Genomic DNA, 16,792 nt, shown 5'->3' with positions numbered 1-16,792 from the left:
GGCGATACGATGCGGCCGTCAGTGTGGTGGTGGAAGGAACCCGGTGGGAATCCGGGACGGTCGCGCCACTGTGTCCGGCTCCACAGCCGGAAGTCAGGAACTCCGCCACTGCAACTCCTTCCACGATCGGGACGCTGGATCCCGAGGAGGTACCGCCGATGCACCGTTCGACTCCGCCGCAGCCTGGTCGGCGCCCTGCCGCATCCGACCCCTCGGCGCGCACGACGTGAGGCGCCTGCTGCTCGTGCGCCACGCCGCGACGAGCGCGACGCGGGCTGCTGCGTTCCCGGCTGACGAGCCGATCGAGCCGGGCGCGGAGACGCTCGCGGCCGGGGTTGCCGGGCTGGTGGGGAGCGCGGCGACGCAGATCCTCGCGAGCCCCGCGCTGCGCTGCGCGCAGACGGCTGCCGCCGCGGGGCTGTCGCCGCAGGTCGAACCGCGGATCGCCGAGTCCGACTTCGGCGCCTGGGCCGGGCGCCCGCTCGCGGAGGTCCACGCGGACGATCCCGCCGCGGTCGCGGCCTGGATGGGCGATCCGGATGCAGCGCCGCACGACGGCGAGAGCCTGCGCGCGTTCGCGGCGCGCGTCGGCGGCTGGCTTGACGAGCAGGCTGCCGGCGACGGCGCGACGCTCGCGATCACCCACGGCGGCGTCGTGAAGGCTGCGCTCGTGCACGCGCTCGGCGCTCCGCTCGACGCTTTCTGGCGCCTCGACGTCGCCCCGCTCACGGTCACCGAACTGCACGCCCACGACGGCCGCTGGACGGTCTCCCGCACGAACTGCCCGCTGGAGCAGGCTGGGCGGCGACCGGGGGTGGCAAGCGGGACCGGTGAGGCACACGAGCCGGCTGGCGCCGCGGCGGCGGCGAGCGGGGCGGCGCGCGTGCCCGGTGAGGCACACGAGCCGGCTGGCGCCGCGGCGGCGGCGAGCGGGGTGGCGCGCGCGTGACCGGCGTCGCGCTCGCCGCCGGCTGGGCCGCCGATCTCGCGTTCGGGGATCCGCGGCGGTTTCATCCGGTCGCCGGGTTCGGGCGCGTGGCGCTCGCGCTCGAGCGGGTCTTGTACGCGCCGAGCCGGCTGCGCGGGGCGGTGTTCACCGCGACGCTCGTCGGCGCAGCCGCGGTCGCCGCGGAGGGTGCTGCGCGCGTGGCGGAGCGGGTCGCGCCGCGGCGTGGTCGGGCGCTCGTGCTCGTCGCGCTGACGTGGGGAGCGCTGGGAGGGCGCAGCCTCACGCGCGAGGGGAAGCGGATCGCGGGGCGCGTTGCTGCCGATGACATCGACGGCGCCCGCGCCGCGCTGCCGGCGCTGGCAGGACGCGATCCGTCGCAGCTCGACGCGAGCGGGATCAGCCGCGCGGTCGTCGAGTCGCTCGCGGAGAACACGGCCGACGCCGTCGTCGGCGCGCTCGTCTGGGGCGCGGTCGCCGGTCCCGCGGGCATCGCCGGCTACCGCGCGGCGAATACGCTCGACGCGATGGTCGGTCACCACAGCGAGCGCTACGAGCGCTTCGGCTTCGCCGCCGCCAAGCTCGACGACGCGATCGGCTGGCCCGGCGCCCGCCTCGGCGCGCTGCTGACTGTCGCCACCGCGCCCGTCGCCGGCGGCTCCCCGCGCGCCGCCTGGCGGATCCTGCGCCGCGACGGGGCCGCCCACCCGAGCCCCAACGCCGGCCGCATGGAGGCCGCCTTCGCCGGCGCGCTGGACCTGCGCCTCGGCGGGCCGCTGCAGTACGGCACCCGCCACGAGGACCGCCCGACGCTCGGCGACGGCCGCGCCCCGCAGGCCGCCGACGCGGTCCGGGCCGCACGGCTGAGCCTGGCGGTCGGGGCGGGCGCAGCGGCGGTTGCGGCGCTCGCGCGCGCCGCCGCCCTGAGGACCGCACGTCTCCTGCCGCTCCACGGCAGCAATCCGTCGGTCCGCCCCGAATCGCGCAACGGAGCCACCACATGAGAGGCGCGATTCTCATCGCCGGCACTCACTCCGACGCCGGGAAGTCGGTCGTGACGACCGGGATCTGCCGGTGGCTGGCGCGCCAGGGGGTCAAGGTCGCTCCGTTCAAGGCGCAGAACATGGCGTTGAACTCCGTCGTCGCGCAGGACGGGAGCGAGATCGGGCGGGCGCAGGCGGCGCAGGCGGCGGCGTGCGGGATCGAGACCGAGGCGGCGATGAACCCGGTCCTGATCAAGCCGTCGGGACACAGGCACAGCCAGATCGTCGTGATGGGCAAGCCGTACGCGGACGCCGACGCGCGCTCCTATCAGCAGCTCAAGCACGAGCTGAAGCCGATCGTCGGCGCCGCGCTGGCCGATCTGCGCGAGCGCTTCGACGTGGTCGTCTGCGAGGGCGCCGGCAGCCCTGCGGAGATCAACCTGCGCGAGGGCGACCTGACGAACATGGGCCTCGCGACCGCGGCGAACCTGCCGGTCCTCGTCGTCGGCGACATCGACCGCGGCGGCGTGATGGCGTCGTTGTTCGGGACGCTCGCGCTGCTGGACGAACGCGACCAGTCGCACATCGCAGGCTTCCTGATCAACAAGTTCCGCGGCGATGCGTCGATCCTGCAACCCGGGCTCGACCAACTGCAACGGCAGACCGGCCGCGCGACGCTCGGGGTCCTGCCGCACGTCGAGGACCTGTGGATGGACGTCGAGGACTCGCTGGCGTTGGAATCGCCGCGGCCGGAGCTGCCGGCGCTCGGCGAGACGCTCGACGTCGCGGTCCTGCGGCTGCGCTGGATGAGCAACTTCACCGACGTCGACGCGCTCGCGAGCGAGCCGGGCGTGCGCGTCCGCTTCACGCGCTCCGCCGTCGACCTCGAGCGCGCCGACCTCGTCGTGATCCCCGGCACGAAGGCGACCGTCGAGGACCTGCAGCGGATCCGCGACGACGGCCTCGACCGCGTGCTCGCGGCGCGCGCGGCGGCGGGCCTGCCGATCCTCGGCGTCTGCGGCGGCTACCAGCTGCTCGGGGAGCGGATCGAGGACCGGGTCGAGTCGAGACTGGGCGTCGTCGACGGCCTCGGCCTGCTGCCGGTCATGACCGCCTTCCACCCCGACAAGCTGCTGCGCCGCCGCTCCGGCTCGTGCGCGTGGCTGATGTCGCCGGTCGCCGGCTACGAGATCCGCCACGGCCGCGTCACCCGCCACGGCGGCGAACCGCTGCTGCGCGACGCCGGCGACCAGGAGCCGGACGGCTGCCGCTCCGGCGCCGTGATCGGCACCTCGTGGCACGGCGCGCTGGAGCACGACGCGTTCCGGCGCGCGCTGCTGCTGCACGTCGCGCGCGTGCGCGAGCGCGACTTCCGCCCCGGCGACGTCAACTTCGCCGCGGCGCGCGAGAGCCGCCTCGACGTGCTCGGCGACCTGATCGAGCGCCACGTCGACACCGACCGTCTCACCGACCTCATCAGCGGCGGAGTTCCCGCCGGCCTTCCGACCGTCCACACAGAGGTGCGCACGTGCTCCGTTTCGTGACGACCGCCGACACCGAGATCCTCGCCACAGCGGCGGCGGTGCAGGCGCTGCCCAGCGAATTCCCCCAGGTGCGTTGCGCCAACCCGTACGGCGTGGACGCCGCGCAGCTCGTCGACGAGGTGATGGACGGCGCGCGCGTGGTGCTCGTGCGGGTCCTCGGCGGCAGACGCGGCTGGCCCGACGGGCTGCCGCTGCTGGCCGAGCGCTGCGCAGCCGCGGGCGTGCCGCTGCTCGCGCTCGGCGGCGAGGCCGAGCCCGACGCCGAGATGACCGCGCTGTCAACCGCGCCGACCGGCGCCGTCGCGCAGGCCGGCGAGTACCTGCGCCACGGCGACGTCTCCAACGTCGAGCAGCTGCTGCGCTTCCTCGCCGACACGTTCCTGCTGGAGGGCTGGGGCTTCGAGCCGCCGCACGAGACGCCGGACCTCGGCGTGTACCTGCCGGGCGTCGGCGACGTGACGCTGGAGGAGGCGACCGCCGGGCACGAGCCCGACCGCCCGACCGTCGGGATCTGCTTCTACCGCTCTCACCGCCTCACCGGCAACACCGCCTTCGTCGACACGCTCTGCGCCGAGGTCGAACGCGCGGGGGCGAACCCGCTCGCGGTCTGGAGCTACACGCTGCGGCGCGACGCCGACGGCCACGTCCCGGCGCTGGCGCTGCTCGAGGGCCACGTCGACGCACTCGTCACGACGATGCTCGCGACCGGCGGGTCGAACGCGGGGGATGCAGCGCGGACGGCGGCCGAGGCCGAGACCGACGGCGCCGCCGACGACTGGCAGGAGTGGGACGCGACCGCGCTCGCGGCGCTTGACGTGCCGGTCATCCAGGCGATCACCGCGACCGCGTCGCGCGCGGCGTGGGAGGCGTCGGACACCGGGCTGTCGCCGCTGGACTCCGCGACGCAGGTCGCGATCCCGGAGTTCGACGGGCGCCTGCTCGGCGGCGTGATCTCGTTCAAGGAGCGCGACGCGGCGGAGGACTCGCCGGTCGGCGTCGCGGTCCCGCGCTACGTGCCGGACGCCGAGCGCTGCGGCCACGTCGCGCGGCTCGCCGTCAGACACGCGCGACTGCGCTTCCTGCCGGCGGCGCAGCGCAGAGTCGCGGTGCTGCTGACGAGCTTCCCGACCAAGCACGCGAAGGTCGGCATGGCCGTCGGGCTCGACACGCCGGCGTCGGCGATCACGCTGTTCGAGGCGCTGAGAGCGGACGGCATGAACGTCGAGCATCCCTTCGCCGACGGCGACGCGCTGATGCACGCGCTGATCGGTTCCGGCGGCCACGACCCCGAGTTCCTCACCGACGAGCAGCTCGCCGCCGCGCCGCTGCGGATGCCGGTCGCGGACTACCTGGCGCGCTACGCGACGCTCGAAGCGGAGCTGCGCGCGTCGATCGAGGAGAAGTGGGGCCCGCCGCCCGGCGACCGCTACCTCGACGGCGACGACTTCGTGATCGCGGGCCTGGAGCTGGGCGACGTGCTGGTCGCGATCCAGCCTCCGCGCGGCTACGGCGAGGATCCGGTCGGGATCTACCACGACCCCGAGCTGCCGCCGACGCACCACTACCTGGCGGTCTACTGGTGGATCGAGCAGGCATGGAGAGCGGACGCGATCGTCCACCTCGGCAAGCACGGCACGCTGGAGTGGCTGCCGGGCAAGACGCTGGCGCTGTCGCGCGGCTGCGCGCCGGACGCGACGCTCGGCGAGCTGCCGCTGATCTACCCGTTCGTCGTCAACGACCCGGGCGAGGGCGTGCAGGCCAAGCGCCGCGCGCACGCCGTGATCGTCGACCACCTGATCCCGCCGATGATGCGCGCGGACTCCTACGACGAGATGGCCGTGCTGGAGGCGCTGCTCGACGAGTACGCGCGGCTGGAGGTGCTCGACCCGCCGAAGCTGCCGGCGCTGGCGGCGCGGATCTGGACCGCGATCGAGAAGGCGAACCTGCAGGCGGAGCTGGGCGTCGCGGAGCTCGGCCCCGATGACCTCGGTGAGCTGGTCGAGCACATCGACGGCTACCTCTGCGAGGTCAAGGACATCCAGATCAAGGACGGCCTGCACGTGCTCGGCCGCGTGCCGGCCGGTGAACAGCTGCGCGGGCTCGTGAGCGCGCTCCTGCGCCTCGGATCAGGGTCTGTGGTCGGCCTGCGCCGCGCGGTCGGGCTCGCGTACGGGCTCGACGAGGAAGCGCTCGTGGCGGCCGCGGGCGCGCCCTTCGCGGGCGACGTGCCGGCCGCTCTGGTGGAGCGCTTCCGCGGTCCGGCGGCGAGCAACGGGGACCTGGTGGACCGGTTGGAGAGCGCGCAGATGGCGCTGTTGGACGGGTTGGCGGAGCGCGGGTGGGACGTGGGGGCGATCGATGACGTCGTCGCGGACGTGCTCGGGGTCACGGCGGGCAGCGGCGCGGCGGGCGGCGGCCTGGCCAGCGGGAGAACGACCCAGGTCGCCCGCACCCTTCGCTTCGCCTGCATCGAGGTCCTCCCGCGCGTGCTGCGCACGACCGAGGAGCTGGAGCACGTCGTCGCGGCGCTGAACGGGCGACACATTCCCGCCGGGCCGTCGGGCGCGCCGACGCGCGGGCGGATCGACGTGCTGCCGACCGGGCGCAACTTCTACTCGGTCGATCCGCGCGCGCTGCCGTCGGAGCTGTCGTGGGGCGTCGGCGTGAAGCTCGCCGACGCGCTGCTGGAGCGTCACCGTCGCGACCACGGCGCGCTGCCGAGAACGGTCGGCCTGGTGGCGTGGGGGACCGCGGCGATGCGCACGCAGGGCGACGACGTCGCGGAGATCCTCGCGCTGCTGGGCGTGCGGCCGAAGTGGCATCCGGAGTCGCACCGCGTGACGGGCATCGAGGTGATCCCGCTCGCCGAGCTGGGCCGCCCGCGGATCGACGTGACCGTGCGGATCTCCGGCTTCTTCCGCGACGCCTTCCCGCACCTCGTCAACCTGCTCGACGACGCCGTCGCGCGGGTCGCGGCGCTGGACGAGCAGGACGCCGACAACTACGTCGCCGCGCACGCGCGCGCCGATGCCGAGCGGCTCGCCGCCGAGCTGGGCGGAGACGCCGCCTGGCGCCGCGCGACGACGCGGATCTTCGGCTCCAAGCCGGGCACCTACGGCGCCGGCCTGCTGCAGCTGCTGGAGACGCGCGACTGGCGCAACGACGCCGACATCGCCGAGGTCTACGAGGCGTGGGGCGGGTACGCGTACGGTCGCGGGCTCGACGGCGCGCCCGCGCGCGAGGCGATGCGCGAGGCGTTCGGGCGCATCGACGTGGCGGTCAAGAACGTCGACTCGCGCGAGCACGACATCCTCGACTCCGACGACTACTACCAGTACCACGGCGGCATGATCGCGACCGTGCGGGCGCTCACCGGCCGCGCGCCCGCGGCGTATCTGGGCGACTCCTCCGACCCCTCGCGCGCGGTCGCCCGCTCGCTGGAGGAGGAGACGAAGCGGGTCTTCCGCGCGCGCGTGGCCAACCCCCGCTGGATCGCCTCGATGATCCGCCACGGTTACAAGGGCGCCGCCGAGCTGTCGGCGACGGTCGACTACCTGTTCGGCTACGACGCGACCGCCGGCGTCGCCGAGGACTGGATGTACGAGCAGGTCGCGCAGAAGTATCTGCTCGACGAGGACGTCGCGGCGTTCGTCGCGCAGTCGAACCCGTGGGCCGGTCGCGCGATCGCCGAGAAGCTGCTCGAAGCGGCCGATCGCGGCATGTGGGCGGCGCCGGAATCGTCGACCCTCGACGCGATCCGCGAGCGGTTCCTGGCGCTGGAGGGCGAGCTGGAGGAGGCGGCGCAACCGCTCGGCCTGCGGCCTCGGGTTGCGTCGGAAGATCTCGCCCAGGGGGCTCGGTCTTCCAGCGGCGAGGTCGCGCCGTGAGCGGGACGGCGCACGTCTTCCCGCTGTCCGCGCTCGTCGGCCAGGAGGCGCTCGTCGAGGCGCTGCTCGTCAACGCCGTCGCGCCCGACGTCGGCGGCGTGCTCGTGCGCGGCGAGCGCGGGACGGCGAAGTCGACCGCGGTGCGGGCGCTCGCGCCGCTGCTGCCGGCGGTCGACGCGGCGGTCGACCAGGCGTTCGCGTTCGCGCCCGGGGAGCAGTCGCCGCACGGCCCGGTGCCGCACGACGCGCCGCTCGCGCCGCGGCCCGCGCCGCTGGTGGAGCTGCCGCTCGGCGCGACGCTGGACCGGCTCGTCGGCGCGCTCGACCTCGGCCGCGCGCTCGCCGGCGAGCAGGCGTTCGAGGCCGGGCTGCTCGCCCGCGCGCACCGCGGGATCCTCTACGTCGACGAGGTCAACCTGCTGCCCGACCACCTCGTCGACGCGCTGCTCGACGCGGCCGCGTCGGGTGTCGCGCGGGTCGAGCGCGAGGCGGTCAGCGCCTCGCACGCCGCGCGCTTCCTGCTCGTCGGCACGATGAACGTCGAGGAGGGCGAGCTGCGCCCGCAGCTGCTGGACCGCTTCGGCCTCGGCGTCGAGGTGAGAGCGCCGCGCGACCGCGTCGTGCGGGCCGAGATCGTCCGCCGCCGGCTCGCGTTCGAGCGTGATCCCGCCGCTTTCGCCGCACGCTTCGCGGCCTCGGAGGACGAGCTGCGCGAGCGGATCGCCGCGGCGCGCGCTCGCGTCGGCGGCGTGCGCCTGCCCGAGCGCGAGCTGCTGCGCATCACCGGCGCCTGCGCCGAGCTGGAGATCGACGGCGTGCGCGGCGACATCGTCTGCGCCCGCGCCGCGCAGGCGCTCGCGGCGCTCGACGGCGCCGACGAGGTCTCCGAGGATCACGTCCGCCGTGCCGCCAGGCTCGCGCTCGCCCACCGCCGCCACCGCGACCCGCTCGGCGGCGGTCCCGACGGCGGCACCGACGAGGACCTGCAGCGGGCGCTGGACGGGGAGCCGGGGGACGGGGATCTGGAGCCTGAGCCTGAGGGGAATGGTCCGCCGTCGCCGCAGGGGGACGGTTCGCCCGCACCCTCGGGCTCTGGTGACGGGCCTTCCAGCGGGATGGGCGGCGCCGACGGATCGTCTGGGGGGGAGAGCGGGGCGGGGGACCAGGCCGGCTCGGTCTCCGCGTCGGCTGGTCCCGCCTCGTTCTCCCCGACCGCCCGCGCCCGCGAGCGGCGCGATCCGCCCGCGCCCGCCCAGCTTCCGCTTGCCGCTCTGGTGCTCGACGGCGCGGGCTCCGGGCCGGCCGGTCGCCGCGCGCGGGGGAGGGGCGCCGGCGTCGGCGCGATCGACAGCCGCGCCGCGGGTCCTCAGTCCGGCGACCTCGCCGTCGTCGCCAGCCTGCGGGCGCGGTTGGTGGCTGGTGCGCCGCCGATGCGTGGCGAGCTCGGGTCGTATGTCGACCCGAGCATGTCGGTGGTCCGCGCCGCCGGCCCGATCCCGCTGCACGAGCACGTGCGCGCGGGGCGCGAGGCGGTGCTGTTGTGCCTGGTGGTCGACGCGAGCGGGTCGATGGGGGCGCGGCAGCGGCTTGCGAAGGTGAAGGGGGCGCTGCTCGGGCTGCTGCGCGATGCGTACGCGCGGCGCGATCGGGTCGCGGTGATCGCGTTCCGCGACGCGCGCGCTGAACTGCTTGTCAGACCAGGCGCGCCGTTGGAGCAGGCCGGCGCCGCGATCCGCGCGCTGCCGACCGGGGGCCGCACGCCGCTCGCCGCCGGGCTGCGCGAGGCGGCGCTGGTGATCGGGCGCGAGGCCGTGCGCGATCCGCACCGTCGCTCGGTCGCGGTCGTGCTGACGGACGGTCGCGTGCAGGATCCGCACGGCGCGGTCCCCGCCGCGGCGCGCGCGCTCGGCCGCGCTGCGGACGCCGTCCACGTCGTCGACACCGAAGACGGTCACGTCCGCCTCGGGCTCGCGGGCCGGGTCGCGGTCGCCGCGGGCGGCGACCTGCACCGGCTCGCGCCCGCATTCGCCCCCCCTACCCGCAGGAGCGCCGCATGACCGACATGCCGACGACGGATCCGCTCGCCAAGCACGGAGGCGACGACGTCGACGTGCCGCACCGGCCGGGGGACCGCGGCAGCGCCGAGCCGAAGCGCCGCAAGCCGCGCGACAGAGCGCTCGTGATGGTCTACACCGGGCAGGGCAAGGGCAAGTCGACGGCCGCCTTCGGGATGCTGCTGCGCGCGTGGGCGCGCAGATACAGATGCGGCGTCTTCCAGTTCGTCAAGTCCGGCAAGTGGAAGGTCGGCGAGGCGAAGGCCGCCGCGGCGCTGGGCGGGATCGACTGGGAGAAGATGGGCGACGGCTGGTCGTGGCTGTCGAGAGACCTCGACGAGTCGGCCGACCTCGCGCGCGAGGGCTGGGCGGAGGTCAAGCGCGCGATCGCCGAGGAGCGCTACGAGTTCCTGCTGCTCGACGAGATCACGTACCCGATCAAGTGGGGCTGGATCGACGCCGCCGAGGTGGTCGAGACGCTGCGCACGCGGCCGGGCTTCCAGCACGTCGTGATCACCGGCCGCGACGCCGCGCCGGAGCTGATCGAGCTGGCCGACCTCGTGACCGAGGTGACGAAGGTCAAGCACCCGATGGACCAGGGCATCCGCGCGCAGCAGGGGATCGAGTGGTGAGAGCAGCGCGCGCGGACATGGTCGGCGGACGCGGTCCTGTCGCACGCGCGAACGACCGCGGGCGCGAGTCGGCGCCGCGCGTCCTCGTGATCCTCGACGGCGCGAGCGAGCCGCTCGGCGCCGCGCCGACCAGCCTCGAGCGGGCGGTGACGCCGACGCTCGACACGCTCGCGCGCGAGGGCTCGCTCGCGCGCGTGCGGACCGTCGCGCCGCGGCTGGAGGCCGGTTCGGAGAGCGCGATCCCCGCGCTGCTCGGCTGGGTTCCGCCGGCCCCGGTCGATCGCGGCCTGGTCGAGGCGGCCGCGCGTGAGATCGCCGTGCCGCGCGACGGTCGCGCCTGGCGCATCGACGTGCGCGACGCGGACGACGGGGCGCGCGCTGACGCCTCCGTCGTGCGCGCCGCGCTCGCTGCGCAGTTGCCGCGTCACGCGCTGCACGTGCTCGGCGGGCACCGGCTGCTCGCGGTCGGACGGGAGGCGCTGCCGTCGGTCGAGACGCTGGCGGCCGGCCTCGCCGCCTGGTCGCTCCATGCGCTGGAGTCGGCCGCGCCGGCGGGCGCCGCCGCTGCGTCGACACGTCCCGCGCGCGTGACCCTCCATCCCTGGTCGGAGGGAATCGTGCCCCCGCCGCTGCTCGACGCGGCCACCGTCGTCGTCGCGGCGCCCGGCGCGGCCGCGGGAATCGCACGGCTGATGGGTGCGCGAGTCGTCACGCCGGCCGGCGCGACCGGCCGGCCGGGCAGCGACCTCGCGGCGAAGAGGCGCGCGGCGCTCGTGGCGATCCGTGCGGGCGCGCAGCAGATCGTCATCCACGTCGGCGCGCCGGACGAGGCCGCGCACGAGCGCGACGCCGCCGCGAAGATCGCCGCGATCGAGGCCGCCGACGCGCTCCTGCTCGCGCCGTTGAGCGAGGCGCTGCGGTCGGTCGGCGGGACGCTGCGCGTCTGCCCGGACCACGGCTGCGATCCCGCGAGCGGACTGCACGATGCGGATCCGGTGCCGTGCTTGACGTGGAGCGCTGGGAGACCAGGTTCCGGGCAAGGCCGCCTCACCGAACGAGCCGTCGCGGCGCTGCCCGTCACCGAGCTCGTGCCGCGGGCGCTGGTGGCGGCATGATCCCGCGGGTCGTCGTCGCCGGGACCAACTCGGGCGCGGGCAAGACGACCGTGGCGAGCGGGTTGATCGGCGCGCTGCGGGGCCGCGGGTTGACGGTGCAGGGGTTCAAGGTCGGCCCGGACTACATCGATCCGAGCTATCACGCGCTCGCGTCCGGGCGGGCGGGGCGCAACCTCGACGCGTTCCTCTCCGGCGCCGAGCTGATCGCGCCGCTCTTTCGTCACGGCGCCGTCGGCGCCGACGTCGCGGTGATCGAAGGCGTCATGGGACTGTTCGACGGTGCGTCGGGCCGCGGCGAGCTGGCTTCGACGGCGCACGTCGCGAAGCTGTTGCGCGCGCCGGTCGTGCTCGTCGTCGACGGCTCGGCGATGGCGCGTTCCGCGGCGGCGATCGTGCACGGGTTCCGCAGCTTCGATCCCGAGCTGGACGTCGCCGGCGTGATCTTCAACCGCGTCGGATCCGACGGCCACGAGCTGCTGTTGCGGGAAGCGGTCGAGCCGCTCGGCATCCCGGTGCTCGGAGCGCTGCGCCGAGACCCGCGCATCTCCGCGCCGGAGCGCCACCTCGGGCTCGTGCCCGTCGCCGAGCGCGAGTCGCGCGGCCGCGAGGCGCTCGACGTGTTGGCCGACTCGATCGCTGCGCAGACCGATCTCGACGCGCTGCTGGCGCTGGCGCGCGCGGCGCCGGCGAAGGAGGGACCGGCGTGGAGCCCGCAGGTCGTCGGCGACGCGGCCGCGAACGTTCCGCTCGGCGCCGGCACGCGAGTGGCGCGGAGCGGCGAGCGCGAGGGGGCGGCCAGCCATGGCGCGGTCGGCGCACCGCTGCGGAGCCGTGTCGAGGTCGGCGGGCCGCTGCGGATCGCAATCGCGCAGGGGCCGGCGTTCTCGTTCCACTACCGCGAGAACCTCGAGCTGCTCGAGGCGGCCGGGGCGGAGCTGGCGTCGTTCGATCCGCTGCGCGACGAGGCGCTGCCGGAGGGCGCCGACGCGCTCGTGCTCGCGGGCGGCTTCCCCGAGATCTTCGGCGCCGAGCTGGCGGCCAACGCTCCGCTGCGCGCCGACGTTGCCGCGCACGCCGCGGCCGGCCGGCCGGTGCTGGCGGAGTGCGGCGGCTTGCTGTATCTCGGCGCGGAGCTGGACGGTCACGAGATGTGCGGCGTGCTGCCGGTGCGCGCGGCGATGGGCAGACGGCTCACGCTCGGCTACCGCGAGGCGTCCGCGGCGACCGCGACACCATGGCTGGCACAGGGCGAGCGCGTGCGCGGGCACGAGTTCCACTACTCGCAGGCGGAGCCGGTGGGGAGTGGGGCGGCGTCTGAGCCGGCGCGTGGCGGGGGCGTGACGTCGTCGTCCGTGCCGGCACCGACCGGAAGCGGGGCTTCGTCGTCCGCGCGCGCGCCGGCCGGGAGCGAGGCGTCCTCTCCGACCCCCGCCTGGACGCTCACCGCCCGCGGCGTCGAGCGCTCCGAGGGGTTCGTCGCGGACGCCGTGCAGGCGAGTTATCTGCATGTGCACTGGGCGGCTTTCCCACATCTTGCACACGCCTTTGCGCAGGCTGCCCGCGATCGTCGCGCGGTCGGGACGCGATGACGCACGCGCGATCTCTCATCCGCAGCGGCATGCGCGCGGAGCGGGCGGCATGAGTCTCACACTGCTGCTCGGCGGCACGCGGTCGGGCAAGAGCGCGCGGGCGGAGGCGATCGCGGCGGCGACCGGTCTGCCGGTTCGCTACGTCGCGACAGCGGACGGCGGGGACCCGTCGCTGGCGGGGCGGATTGCCGCGCACCTCGCGCGACGCCCGGCGGAGTGGGAGACCGTCGCGGCCGAGGCGGACCTGGCAGGCGCGCTCGCTGGAGCCGGCGCCGCTTGCGTCCTGGTCGACGGACTCGGGCCGTGGATCGCGACCGCGCTGCACCGCGCGGGCGCCTTCGACGACCCGTCCGCCGAGACGCTCGCGCGCGTGAGCAAGGCGGTCGCCGAGCGGATCGGGCAGGTCGTCGGCGCAGCCGCTCAGCTCAGCGCGAGCGGTGGCATGACGATCGTCGTCGCCGAGCAGGCCGGCGAGGGCGTCCTCCCGGCGGACCGTGCCTCACGCGTCTGGCTGGATCTGCTCGGCAGCGCGACGCAGCGGCTGGCGGCCGCGGCCGACCACGTGGAGCTGGTCGTCGCGGGTCGCTCGATCGTGCTGGCCGCGCAGCAGCCGGCTCCGCCCCTCGCGCAGCCCGTGCCCGCGATCGCGCCGGTCGTGCCGCGCTCCGCGCCGGTCGCCTCAGACGACTTCGCTGCCCTCCGCACCCACGGCGACACCGCCGTGCGGCCGGGGGACGCCGACCATGCCGTGAACGTCTGTGCGGGCGGGCCGCCCGACTGGCTCCGCGCGGCGCTGCAGGCCGCGCTCGACGGCGAGGCGACGCGCTATCCGGACGAACGCGCGGCTTGCGCGGCGCTCGCCGGGCTGCACGGTCGCGCGCCCGAGGAGATCGTGCCGGCGAACGGGGCGGCGCAGGCGTTGTGGCTGTTGCCCGCGGCGCTGAGACCGCGGCTGGCGGTCTGCGTCCATCCCGGCTTCACCGAGGCCGAGGCGGCGCTGCGCGCGCACGGTGTCGAAGTCGTGCGTGTCCTGCGCGATCCCGCGCGTGGTTTCGCGCTCGATCCCGCGGCGGTGCCGGAGGCGGCCGACCTCGTCGTCGTCGGCAACCCGGCGTCGCCGAGCGGGACGCTCGACCCGGCGGCCGCGCTGCTGGCGCTGCGACGTCCGGGTCGCGTGCTCGCCGTCGACGAGGCGTTCATGGACCTCGTCCCGGGTGAGCCGGGTTCGCTCGCGGGCGAGCCGCTCGACGACGTGATCGTCCTGCGCAGCCTGACGAAGTCGCTCGCGATCCCCGGCCTGCGCGCCGGCTACGCGATCGCGGTCCCGGCGCTCGCCGAGCGGCTGCGCGCGGTGCGCCCGCCGTGGTCGGTCAACGCGCTCGCGCTCGCCGCGCTCGTCGCGATCGGCGAGCGGCCCACTGCGCTGGCGGAGGCGGCCGAGCGCGCCCGCGAGGAGCGCGAGGACCTGCAGCGCGGGCTCGCGACGATCGCCGGCGTCCGCACCTGGCCGGCGGCCGCCAACTACTGCCTCATCGAGGTCGCCGACGGGGCGGCCGTCGCGGCCGGCCTGCGCGACCGCCGGATCGCCGTGCGCCAAGCGGCTACCTTCCCGGGCCTCGACGCGCGCCACCTGCGCCTGACCGCCCGCACCCCCGAGCAGAACGCGCGCCTGGTCGAGGCGCTGGCGGAGGTGGTGGGCGAGTGAGCCGCCACGCTGGCGCCGATTCCCGCGACCGCGACCGCGACTGGCCGGCGCCTGCGAGGTGCTCGCGATGACCGCCCAGCTCACCGTCGTGGGGATCGGCGCGGACGGCTACGACGGACTCGGCGCCACGGCGCGCCAGGCGCTGACGGAAGCGCCGCTGGTGGTCGGCTCGACGCGGCAGCTCGAGCTGCTGCCGCCCGCGGCGACGGCGCCCGATGCGCGTCGCCTGCCGTGGCCGTCGCCGCTCGAACGACTGCTCGACGAGCTGGTGACCGGTCGCCACGGCGACGCCGTCGTGCTGGCGAGCGGCGATCCGATGCTGCACGGAATCGGTGCGAGCCTGGCCCGTCGGATCGCGGCTGCGGGCGGCGCGCCCGCGGCGACCGATCCGGCACCCGCGCCCGCGGCGACCCTCCGTGCGATCCCCCACCCGTCCGCCTTCGCACTCGCCTGCGCGCGGCTGGGCTGGCCGGCCGCCGACACGGAGCTGCTGAGCACGGTCGCGCGCGCACCGCAGCTGGTGGCGCGGTCGCTGCAGCCGGGGCGCCGGCTCGTCGTCTACGCGACCGGCAGCGACGGCGCGGCGCAGGTCGCCCGCGTGCTGGTCGAGCGCGGCTGGGGGCCGAGTCGCTTCGTCGTGCTGGAGCAGCTCGGCGGACCGCGCGAGCGGCTGATCGAGGCGACCGCGGCGGGGTGGCGCGAGCGTTGCGCCGACCCCCTGCACGCGATCGCGATCGAGACCCGCGCCGCGCCGGGCACTCGTGCGCTCGCGACGACGCCCGGGCTGCCCGACGACGCCTTCGACCACGACGGCCAGCTGACGAAGCGCCACGTGCGCGCGGTCACCCTGGCCGCGCTTGCGCCGCTGCCCGGCGAGCTGCTGTGGGACGTCGGCGCCGGCAACGGATCGATCGCGATCGAGTGGCTGCGCGCTGTCGTCGGCACGCGCGCGGTCGCGTTCGAGGCGAACGCCGACCGCGCTGTCCGCATCGCCGCCAACGCGAGCACGCTTGGCGTGCCGGAGCTGCGCGTCGTGCACGGGCGCGCGCCGGAGGTGCTCGCGCGCGAGCTGAACGGTGCGCTCGATGCATCCCGTGGCGCGTCTGACGCGGATCGTGGCGCGTCTGACGCGGATCGTGGCGCACCTGACGCGGATCGCGGCACGCCTGACGCGGACCGCGGCACGCCCGACGCGGACCGCGGCACGCCTGGCGCAGCCCGCGGCACGCCTGACGCGGACCGCGGCGTGCCCGACGCCGACCGCGGCGTGCCCGACGCAGCCCGCCCCGACGCCGTCTTCATCGGCGGCGGCCTGACCGCGCCAGGTCTGCTCGACGCCGCCTGGGCGGCGCTGCGGCCGGGTGGGCGGATCGTCGTCAACGCTGTGACGCTGGAGAGCCAGGCGCGGCTGCTCGAGGCGCGCGCGGCGCACGGCGGCAGCCTGACGCAGGTCGCGATCGCACATGCCGAGCCGGTCGGCTCGTTCAGCGGCTGGCGTCAGCAGATGCCCGTCGTGCAGTGGGAGGCACGCAAGCAGGAGGAACCCGAGGCATGACCGCATGATCGTCCACTTCATCGGCGCCGGGCCCGGTGCGCCGGACCTGCTGACGCTGCGCGCGCAGCGCCTGATCGCTGCCAGCCCTGTCTGTCTCTATGCAGGTGCGCTCGTGCCACCGGAGGTGCTCGAACATGCGCCGGAAGGCGCGCGAATCGTCGACACGCAGCACCTCGAGCTTGACGGGATCGTGGAGGAGTTCACGCGCGCGCAGACAAACGGCGAGGACGTCGCGCGACTGCACTCGGGCGACCTCTCGATCTACAGCGCGCTCGGGGAGCAGACGCGCCGGCTCGACGCGCTCGGGATCGACTGGGACATGACGCCCGGCGTGCCGGCCTTCGCCGCCGCCAGCGCCGCTCTCAGACGCGAACTGACGCTCCCCGGCGTCGCGCAGTCGGTGATCCTCACGCGCTATCGCAGACAGGCCTCCGCGATGCCCGGCGGGGAGGAGCTGTCGGCGCTCGCCGCCCACGGCACGACGCTGGTGCTGCACCTCGGCGTGCAGGCGATGGAGGAGCTGGTCGACGTGCTCGTGCCGCACTACGGCGCCGACTGCCCGGCCGCGGTCGTCGCGCGCGCGAGCTGGCCCGACGAACTGATCCTGCGCGGGACGCTCGCGACGATCGCCGCCCAGGTCGCCGAGTCCGGCGTCAGACGCACCGCCGCGATCCTCGTCGGCCCAGCGCTCAGCGGCCGCGACTTCGCCGAGAGCTTCCTCTACTCGAAGGGCCGGGACCGGCCGGCGTGACCGGCGGGCGACAAGCGGCAGCGCGCGTCGG

Annotated in this window: 11 protein-coding genes and 1 riboswitch; all 11 genes read left to right on the top strand. The window is 75.6% G+C overall.

Annotation, left to right across the window (positions count from 1 at the left end):
* The first annotated feature begins 9 nt into the window (after positions 1 to 9).
* Positions 10 to 153, top strand: a riboswitch (adenosylcobalamin (AdoCbl) riboswitch).
* Between the two features lie 73 nt (positions 154 to 226).
* Positions 227 to 949, top strand: coding sequence for a histidine phosphatase family protein (locus tag Q7L65_RS24630; RefSeq protein ID WP_304725520.1), 723 nt, complete (start codon positions 227 to 229; stop codon positions 947 to 949).
* Positions 946 to 1,950: a cobalamin biosynthesis protein gene (locus tag Q7L65_RS24625; protein WP_304725518.1), complete on the top strand. Its 1,005-nt coding sequence runs from the start codon at positions 946 to 948 to the stop codon at positions 1,948 to 1,950. Before Q7L65_RS24630 ends, Q7L65_RS24625 begins: the two co-directional genes overlap by 4 nt.
* Positions 1,947 to 3,473, top strand: coding sequence for a cobyric acid synthase (locus tag Q7L65_RS24620; RefSeq protein WP_304725517.1), 1,527 nt, complete (start codon positions 1,947 to 1,949; stop codon positions 3,471 to 3,473). The genes Q7L65_RS24625 and Q7L65_RS24620 overlap by 4 nt, the downstream gene beginning before the upstream one ends.
* Positions 3,458 to 7,360: a cobaltochelatase subunit CobN gene (gene cobN, locus Q7L65_RS24615; RefSeq protein WP_304725515.1), complete on the top strand. Its 3,903-nt coding sequence runs from the start codon at positions 3,458 to 3,460 to the stop codon at positions 7,358 to 7,360. Before Q7L65_RS24620 ends, cobN begins: the two co-directional genes overlap by 16 nt.
* Positions 7,357 to 9,417 (top strand): VWA domain-containing protein, encoded by a 2,061-nt coding sequence (locus Q7L65_RS24610; protein WP_304725513.1) that lies wholly within the window; start codon positions 7,357 to 7,359, stop codon positions 9,415 to 9,417. Before cobN ends, Q7L65_RS24610 begins: the two co-directional genes overlap by 4 nt.
* Positions 9,414 to 10,046, top strand: a complete 633-nt coding sequence (gene cobO, locus Q7L65_RS24605; protein WP_304725510.1) for a cob(I)yrinic acid a,c-diamide adenosyltransferase — start codon at positions 9,414 to 9,416, stop codon at positions 10,044 to 10,046. Before Q7L65_RS24610 ends, cobO begins: the two co-directional genes overlap by 4 nt.
* Positions 10,043 to 11,161: a hypothetical protein gene (locus tag Q7L65_RS24600; protein WP_304725506.1), complete on the top strand. Its 1,119-nt coding sequence runs from the start codon at positions 10,043 to 10,045 to the stop codon at positions 11,159 to 11,161. The genes cobO and Q7L65_RS24600 overlap by 4 nt, the downstream gene beginning before the upstream one ends.
* Positions 11,158 to 12,750 (top strand): cobyrinate a,c-diamide synthase, encoded by a 1,593-nt coding sequence (locus tag Q7L65_RS24595; RefSeq protein WP_304725503.1) that lies wholly within the window; start codon positions 11,158 to 11,160, stop codon positions 12,748 to 12,750. Before Q7L65_RS24600 ends, Q7L65_RS24595 begins: the two co-directional genes overlap by 4 nt.
* Before the next feature lie 49 nt (positions 12,751 to 12,799).
* Entirely contained in the window at positions 12,800 to 14,455 is a 1,656-nt protein-coding gene (locus Q7L65_RS24590) for a bifunctional adenosylcobinamide kinase/adenosylcobinamide-phosphate guanylyltransferase (RefSeq protein ID WP_304725499.1), read from the top strand.
* A 67-nt stretch (positions 14,456 to 14,522) separates the two neighbouring features.
* Positions 14,523 to 16,010, top strand: coding sequence for a precorrin-6y C5,15-methyltransferase (decarboxylating) subunit CbiE (cbiE, locus tag Q7L65_RS24585; RefSeq protein ID WP_304725497.1), 1,488 nt, complete (start codon positions 14,523 to 14,525; stop codon positions 16,008 to 16,010).
* 4 nt (positions 16,011 to 16,014) lie between these two features.
* Positions 16,015 to 16,761 (top strand): precorrin-4 C(11)-methyltransferase, encoded by a 747-nt coding sequence (cobM, locus tag Q7L65_RS24580; protein ID WP_304725495.1) that lies wholly within the window; start codon positions 16,015 to 16,017, stop codon positions 16,759 to 16,761.
* Positions 16,762 to 16,792 lie beyond the last annotated feature (31 nt).

The sequence above is a fragment of the Conexibacter sp. CPCC 206217 genome (assembly GCF_030646165.1).
GTDB lineage: Bacteria > Actinomycetota > Thermoleophilia > Solirubrobacterales > Solirubrobacteraceae > Conexibacter.
Note: the sequence above shows the minus strand (reverse complement) of the source record. Positions and strands in the feature narration are given on the sequence as shown.